At 37.1% G+C, this 6,966-nt stretch carries 7 protein-coding genes and 1 rRNA gene (1 of these 8 running past the window's edge); 7 read left to right on the top strand and 1 reads right to left on the bottom strand.

Going from position 1 to position 6,966, the window contains the following annotated elements:
• Positions 1-154: 154 nt before the first annotated feature.
• The 6 genes from LREU_RS02905 to LREU_RS02930 all read left to right on the top strand — a co-directional run bounded on the left by LREU_RS02905 (position 155) and on the right by LREU_RS02930 (position 5,080).
• On the top strand, positions 155-1,165 hold the full coding sequence (locus LREU_RS02905) for a class I SAM-dependent methyltransferase (protein ID WP_323134054.1): 1,011 nt from the start codon (positions 155-157) through the stop codon (positions 1,163-1,165).
• 13 nt (positions 1,166-1,178) lie between these two features.
• On the top strand, positions 1,179-2,375 hold the full coding sequence (locus LREU_RS02910) for an acetate/propionate family kinase (protein ID WP_003667663.1): 1,197 nt from the start codon (positions 1,179-1,181) through the stop codon (positions 2,373-2,375).
• A gap of 114 nt (positions 2,376-2,489) precedes the next feature.
• Entirely contained in the window at positions 2,490-3,098 is a 609-nt protein-coding gene (locus LREU_RS02915; RefSeq protein ID WP_003667664.1) for a metallophosphoesterase family protein, read from the top strand.
• Between the two features lie 20 nt (positions 3,099-3,118).
• The gene (locus LREU_RS02920; protein ID WP_003666729.1) at positions 3,119-3,664 is read left to right on the top strand and encodes a YutD family protein; all 546 of its coding nucleotides are present in this window, start codon (positions 3,119-3,121) and stop codon (positions 3,662-3,664) included.
• A gap of 8 nt (positions 3,665-3,672) precedes the next feature.
• Positions 3,673-4,443, top strand: coding sequence for a 5' nucleotidase NucF (locus tag LREU_RS02925; protein ID WP_003667665.1), 771 nt, complete (start codon positions 3,673-3,675; stop codon positions 4,441-4,443).
• Positions 4,427-5,080, top strand: coding sequence for a TIGR01906 family membrane protein (locus LREU_RS02930; RefSeq protein ID WP_003667666.1), 654 nt, complete (start codon positions 4,427-4,429; stop codon positions 5,078-5,080). The genes LREU_RS02925 and LREU_RS02930 overlap by 17 nt, the downstream gene beginning before the upstream one ends.
• Here the strand turns inward: LREU_RS02930 and LREU_RS02935 are convergent.
• A complete protein-coding gene (locus tag LREU_RS02935; RefSeq protein ID WP_003667667.1) occupies positions 5,048-5,695 on the bottom strand; it encodes a VTT domain-containing protein in 648 nt (215 codons plus the stop codon). The genes LREU_RS02930 and LREU_RS02935 overlap by 33 nt on opposite strands.
• A gap of 645 nt (positions 5,696-6,340) precedes the next feature.
• Here LREU_RS02935 and LREU_RS02940 point away from each other — a divergent pair.
• Positions 6,341-6,966 (top strand): 16S ribosomal RNA (locus LREU_RS02940); it runs 950 nt beyond the window's last position.

Genomic DNA, 6,966 nt, shown 5'->3' on the forward strand with positions numbered 1-6,966 from the left:
AAAATTATCAGGAAATGGGACGAGACCTTTGTTCAATTTATATTGATAAAATAAAAGATAATCTAAGAGGTCAATGAGAGTGTTATCTTGAATTTGCTAGGAATAATAGTTAAACTAATAAGGTAATGATTGTATTATTTGGAGGCGACTAGCACTGACACAGAAAACACCACAGCAATTATTTGAGCTTTTTGATAAGGCCACTGAAATTTTACAAGCAGCGTTAAATTGTTCGTATTTAGATGCGCTATTAGAAAACGCAGAAAATATTATTGACAATAATACTGTTCGTGTTGATGACGGTGTTCCTGACGAAAAAACTGTAAATGAATTGCAGAAAATATACCAAGAATTAAATTTACAAAATGTGAAGCCAGAAATTATCCGGCAAATTATCCAGCTGAGTTTTTTGAAAGTAATTCGAAAAGACGCAATTCAGGCTAATCATCAAATGACTCCTGATACAATTGGCTTAATCATGGCTTTCTTAATTGAAAAGGTTACAAAAATCAAGGAGATTAAGACTGTTTTTGATCCAGCCGTTGGGACAGCTAATTTATTAACGACTGTTATGAATCAGCTTAAAGTAAATGGAGATAAAGACATCGTTGGTTACGGAATAGATAATGACGAAGATATGTTGGAAGTTGCGAGCGTAAGTACAGAATTACAACACCTTAATGTAAAGTTGTACCATCAAGATGCTGTAACTGCTTTGGATATTCCTCAATGTGATTTAGCTATTTCTGATTTGCCAATTGGTTACTATCCGCTTGATGAAAACGCCAAAAACTATCAAACACGGGCTAAAGAGGGTCATTCATATGTCCACCATTTGTTGATTGAACAATCTATGAATTATCTTAAGCCCGGTGCATTTGGGGTATTCTTAGTGCCTAGTAGCTTGTTCCAAACTAAAGAATCACAATCATTTGTTAAATGGATTCAGTCTGTTGCTTATTTACAAGGACTTATTAATTTACCAGCAGAACTTTTTGCTAATCCGAATGCGCAAAAATCAATTTTGTTATTGCAGCGCCAGGGCGGAGATAGCAAACAAGCAGCTAAAGTTTTGCTGGGTGAGTTTCCTTCATTTAAGGATAAAGCAAAATTTGCTTCATTCATGGATGATGTTAGTAAATGGGTAACAACGAATTTACGTTAAAGGAGAAAAGTCAATGTCAAAAACAATTGCAGTTAACGCTGGTAGTTCAACACTTAAATTCAAATTATTTGATATGCCAAGTGAAGATGTAGTAGCTGAAGGTACGATTGAACGTATTGGTGAAAAGATGGGTCATGCTAAGATTAAGTATGGTAATGGTCAAAAGCATGAAGAAGATAAGCCATTTGCTGATCATGCTGCCGCAGTTAATTACTTGTTAGACAAGTTAATTGAATTAAAGATTGTGGCAAGCTATGATGAAATCACAGCAGTAGGTCACCGAATCGTTGCCGGTGGAGAATTCTTTAAGGATTCAACAATTATTGATGATGATGTTATTAGCAAAATTGATGAATTGTCAGAATATGCTCCACTCCATGAGCCTGCAGAATTAGTTGGTATTAAAGCCTTCCGTAAAGTATTGCCTAATGCATTTGCGGTTGCTGTTTTTGATACATCATTCCATGTTGATATGCCAGAAATGAATGCATTGTACAGTGTGCCTTATGATTGGTATGAGAAGTATGGTGCTCGTAAGTACGGTGCTCACGGTACCAGTCACCGTTATGTATCTGCACGTGCTGCGGAAATGTTAGGAAAGCCAATTGAAGAGCTTAAATTAATCACCATGCATATTGGAGCAGGTGCGTCAATCACTGCCGTAAAGAATGGTAAGTCATTCGATACATCAATGGGCTTCACACCTGTTGCGGGAATAACAATGGCAACTCGTTCAGGGGATGTTGATCCATCCTTAATTGCTTTTATGCAGGGTAAACTAAACTTATCCTCAGATGAGATGATTGATATTTTGAACCATAAGTCTGGTTTACTTGGTATTTCTGGTATCTCACCAGATATGCGTGATATTCTTGCAGCTGCTGAAAAGGGTGACGAGCGAGCACAACTTGCATTAGATATTTATGTTAACCGCATTGTCCGTTACATTGGAGCATACATTGCGGAGATGGGTGGCGCTGATGCCATTGTCTTCACTGCTGGTGTTGGTGAAAACAGTGTTCCAGTACGAAAGATGATCACAGATAAGCTTGACTACTTTGGTATTAAGATTGATCAAGAAAAGAACAATTGCCATGGTGTTGAACGTGACCTTTCCGCCGATGATGCAAAGATTAAGACATTGTTAATTCCAACTAACGAAGAATTAATGATTGTTCGTGACATTGAACGCTTAAAGAAAAATAACTAAGCACTAAATAATTCGTCAAAAGATGACTAGTTGACAAGAAATGTTTGTCTCTAGTCTCTTTTTATTTTAGAATTTAAGATAACTGTATTGCCTTTTTAAGAAAGAAGATTCTCTATGAAGTTTTGCACATCAGATACCCATTTTTTTCATGATAGTCTCCTTGGTACAAATCAATTTGCGCCAAGGCCGTTCAAGAATGTTAATGAGATGAACCAAATAATTATTGATAATTGGAACGATAAGGTTGGTGAAAATGATATTGTCTATCATTTAGGAGATATTGCTCTGTACTTTACTAAACCTCAACGAGATGCCTATCAAGCAATTCTTGAGGTATTATTACAGTTACATGGGCACTTAATACTGGTAAAGGGGAATCATGATAATCGCGCCCTTTTTAAGTATCTAGAAAATAATAATTATGAGTTTAATGGACTTCCTAAATTTCAGTTTCATGACGTGGGGGTACTATTAAAATATAATCACCGTCAATATTACTTAACTCATTACCCTCTTATGTTAGGAATAGCACCGCAAATTATTAACCTTCATGGCCATATTCACCATTATTCGGTGCCAATTAAAGAAAATATAAACGTGGGGGTGGATGCTCCTGAATTAGACTATCTTGAAAAGAGGCCTAAGTTTGGCGCCCCGCTGAATTTTCATGAAATAGAAGAAATCGTGACTAAGAAAACTATAAAGTACCCGGGACAAAAATAATTAAAAGAAGGTGGGAAAAGATGAATCGAGCTAAGATCCAAGATTATATTGATCAGCGTGAAGAGCAGCGTTCTTTAATCTATCATATTGAAGAAAAAGATCAGACACATTTTACCATTAATGGACATCCCTACGAATTAGTAAAGGATTACCGTGATGGTTTTAATTCAGAAAAATTCGCAGAACGGTTTAGTAGTGTCCTAAGTAAATATGACTATATCGTTGGCGATTGGGGATATGACCAATTACGCTTAAAAGGTTTTTATGATGATGATAATCCCTTATTTGAACCAGAATTGGGCACTGATACGATTGAAGATTATTTATTTGAATATTGTAATTTTGGCTGTGCGTATTTTATTGTTCACAACGATGATGTTAGTATTCCACGGCAACATGGACACAGTCATCGTCAACGGCGAAAGAAAACTACGCCAATCATTCATGAACGGCGGCGACAAGTTAAGCAACCGAACGTGCGTCAACGGCAAAATCAGCGTGCAGAACGTGTAAAAAACGGTCATCGTCAAAAATTTGTGATTCATCAACGAAAAAAGAGGAGTTAAGGCAAACGATGAAAGATTATCAAGGATACTTTATTGATTTAGATGGGACTACTTATAAGGGGAAGGAACGGATTCCAGCAGCCGGAAGATTTATCAAACGACTACAAGAAGCAGGGAAAGAGGTTCTATTTGTAACAAACAACAGTACCCGAACACCAGATTTTGTCGCTGAAAACCTCCGTAAAAATCATGATATTAATGTTACCGCGGAAAACGTATATACAACAGCAATCGCAACCGCTGACTATTTACGGTCAATAGCACCAGCAAAAAGCAAGATTTATGTTATTGGTGAGTCGGGATTAAAGTTAGCTTTAGAAAAGCGTGGTTTTATCTTGACTGATGATCAACCTGAATATGTAGTTGTCGGTTTAGATACGAGTGTTACTTATGAAAAACTTGAAAAAGCAGTTTTGTTAATTCGAAGTGGCGCTAAATTTATCGGTACTAATGCTGATAGTAATCTGCCAAATGAGCGAGGGATGGTTCCAGGAGCAGGTTCGATTGTAAAGTTAATAGAATATGCAACCCAAACGAAACCTGTGATGATTGGTAAACCAGAAGCTATAATTATGAAAATGGCACTTGAAAGAGTTCAATTACCTAAAGAGAAGGTAATTATGGTCGGCGATAACTATCACACTGATATTGAGGCAGCAATTAATGTCGGGATGGATAGTTTGTTAGTATATACTGGTTTATCGCGCCCAGAAGAAGTTATAAAAGAAAAAATTCAGCCAACGTATAAGGTGAATAATCTTGATGAATGGAAGATTTGAATTTATTCAATGGGGAAGAGCAATATTATTGACGCTACTTAGTTTAGTTGTTGCAATTAGTATTGCTCTTTTTATCGTTATTAACATCTCACCTTTTTTTATAACAATTCCTAAGCACCTTTTAGGGTTATCTGCGGCTGAATTAATGGCTGATTATGGAAATGTTATTAAATATATCCAGCTTCCGACACAGCGAGTCTTCAAACTAAGATATTTACCAATTGATCCTTCTGCAGTTCACCATTTTAAAGATGTAAAGCGTTTGATTTTATTAAATGAAGCTGTGATGTTGGCTTCAATTCCGTTGTTAGTATGTGGTTTAAAAAAACAAAAACGGCAAAATCAGCTCTGGCGCTTGATCTTACCGTTTCAGATGTTATTTATTTTGTTGCTCTTTAGTGGCTTTATGGGAATAACAAATTTCAATGCTTTCTTTATTAAATTCCATTATCTTTTCTTTAGCAATATGGATTGGCTATTTGATCCACGAACAACGCCAATCATATTACTGATGCCTGAAAAATTTTTTACAGTACTATTTGGATTATGGTTAGGATTTACATTGATAATCTTACTTTTGATCTGGGGATGGATAAAGCTTATGTTACGCATCTTCTTTAACAAAGCGCGAACGTAATGCTCCGATAACTGCTGGAATTAAAGTAACCACAATAATTGCAAGAATGATTACAGAGAAGTGTTCTTGAACGAACGGAAGATTACCGAAGAAGTAACCACATCCACAGCAAAGCGCTACCCATACAACACAGCCAATTACACTATAACGAATAAATTGCTTATATGGAAAACCTGAACCTGCCGCCGCAAACGGAGCAAATGTTCTAATAATCGGAATAAAACGGGCAAGAATAATAGCCGGTGCACCATGCTTTTCAAAGAAGACTTCGGCACGTTCTAGACTATCTTTATCAATCAATTTACCAAAAAGTGAATGGTTAGAAAGACTTTTACCAATCTTATGACCAATTAAAAAGTTAAGGGAGTCTCCACCCAAACAGGCACATAAGAAGATGAAAATAAAAATCCAAATATTAAGATGATAACGAGGGTCAGCAGCTAGCGCACTTGCAGCAAAGAGAAGGGAATCTCCAGGTAGAAAGGGCATTATGACTGCACCAGTTTCGATAAAGATAATAGCAAATAAAATTAAATAGGTCGCATCACCGAATTGATTAACAATCTGAATTAAATGAATATCAATATGTAGTATAAAATCAATAAGAGTTGCCAAAGTAATTCTCCTTTGTGTAATTAAGCTAATACTGTTAAAGTGTAGCAAGATAGAAAAATGTTGTGAAGGGGCGTTTAAAACTTTTAATAATTTTTGAAAAATATATTTATTGTAAGTATAAATTAGTTGTGTGAGACTAGTTCATTCATAGTCAATGACGAAAGGATCATTGCACCCTCTTTGAAAAGGCTAAATAACGTTTATTATCATAATATGGTAAAGCAAACGAAAAAAATGAATAAAAATCAAAAAAAGTGTTGACGAGGGAAGAAAATCCATGTATAGTAGTTATCGTTGTCAAAGCAGTTAAGTGCTGCTAAGATGGTTTGACAAAAAGTTAAAAATAATTGTTGACATCCGCTTGACGACGTGATATATTAATAAAGTTGCTGATTGAGTTATCAATCAAAAGGAATTCAAAATTAATTAAAATTTCTTCTTGACAAGCTGATCTGATACATGTTATAATAAGTATGCTGATTGGCCGCTTGATTAGCCAACAGGTAGACCTTTGAAAACTGAACAAAGTTTCGACGAATCAAATGTGTAGGGTCTTCAATCACGATGTGATTTGAAGCAAAACATTTGCGAAGTCAATTCGCTTAATAACAAAATAATTGAGAGCTATTCAAGTTCTTATATATTTTATATGAGAGTTTGATCCTGGCTCAGGATGAACGCCGGCGGTGTGCCTAATACATGCAAGTCGTACGCACTGGCCCAACTAATTGATGGTGCTTGCACCTGATTGACGATGGATCACCAGTGAGTGGCGGACGGGTGAGTAACACGTAGGTAACCTGCCCCGGAGCGGGGGATAACATTTGGAAACAGATGCTAATACCGCATAACAACAAAAGCCGCATGGCTTTTGTTTGAAAGATGGCTTTGGCTATCACTCTGGGATGGACCTGCGGTGCATTAGCTAGTTGGTAAGGTAACGGCTTACCAAGGCGATGATGCATAGCCGAGTTGAGAGACTGATCGGCCACAATGGAACTGAGACACGGTCCATACTCCTACGGGAGGCAGCAGTAGGGAATCTTCCACAATGGGCGCAAGCCTGATGGAGCAACACCGCGTGAGTGAAGAAGGGTTTCGGCTCGTAAAGCTCTGTTGTTGGAGAAGAACGTGCGTGAGAGTAACTGTTCACGCAGTGACGGTATCCAACCAGAAAGTCACGGCTAACTACGTGCCAGCAGCCGCGGTAATACGTAGGTGGCAAGCGTTATCCGGATTTATTGGGCGTAAAGCGAGCGCAGGCGGTTGCT

It is taken from the genome of Limosilactobacillus reuteri subsp. reuteri, from assembly GCF_000016825.1.
GTDB lineage: Bacteria > Bacillota > Bacilli > Lactobacillales > Lactobacillaceae > Limosilactobacillus > Limosilactobacillus reuteri.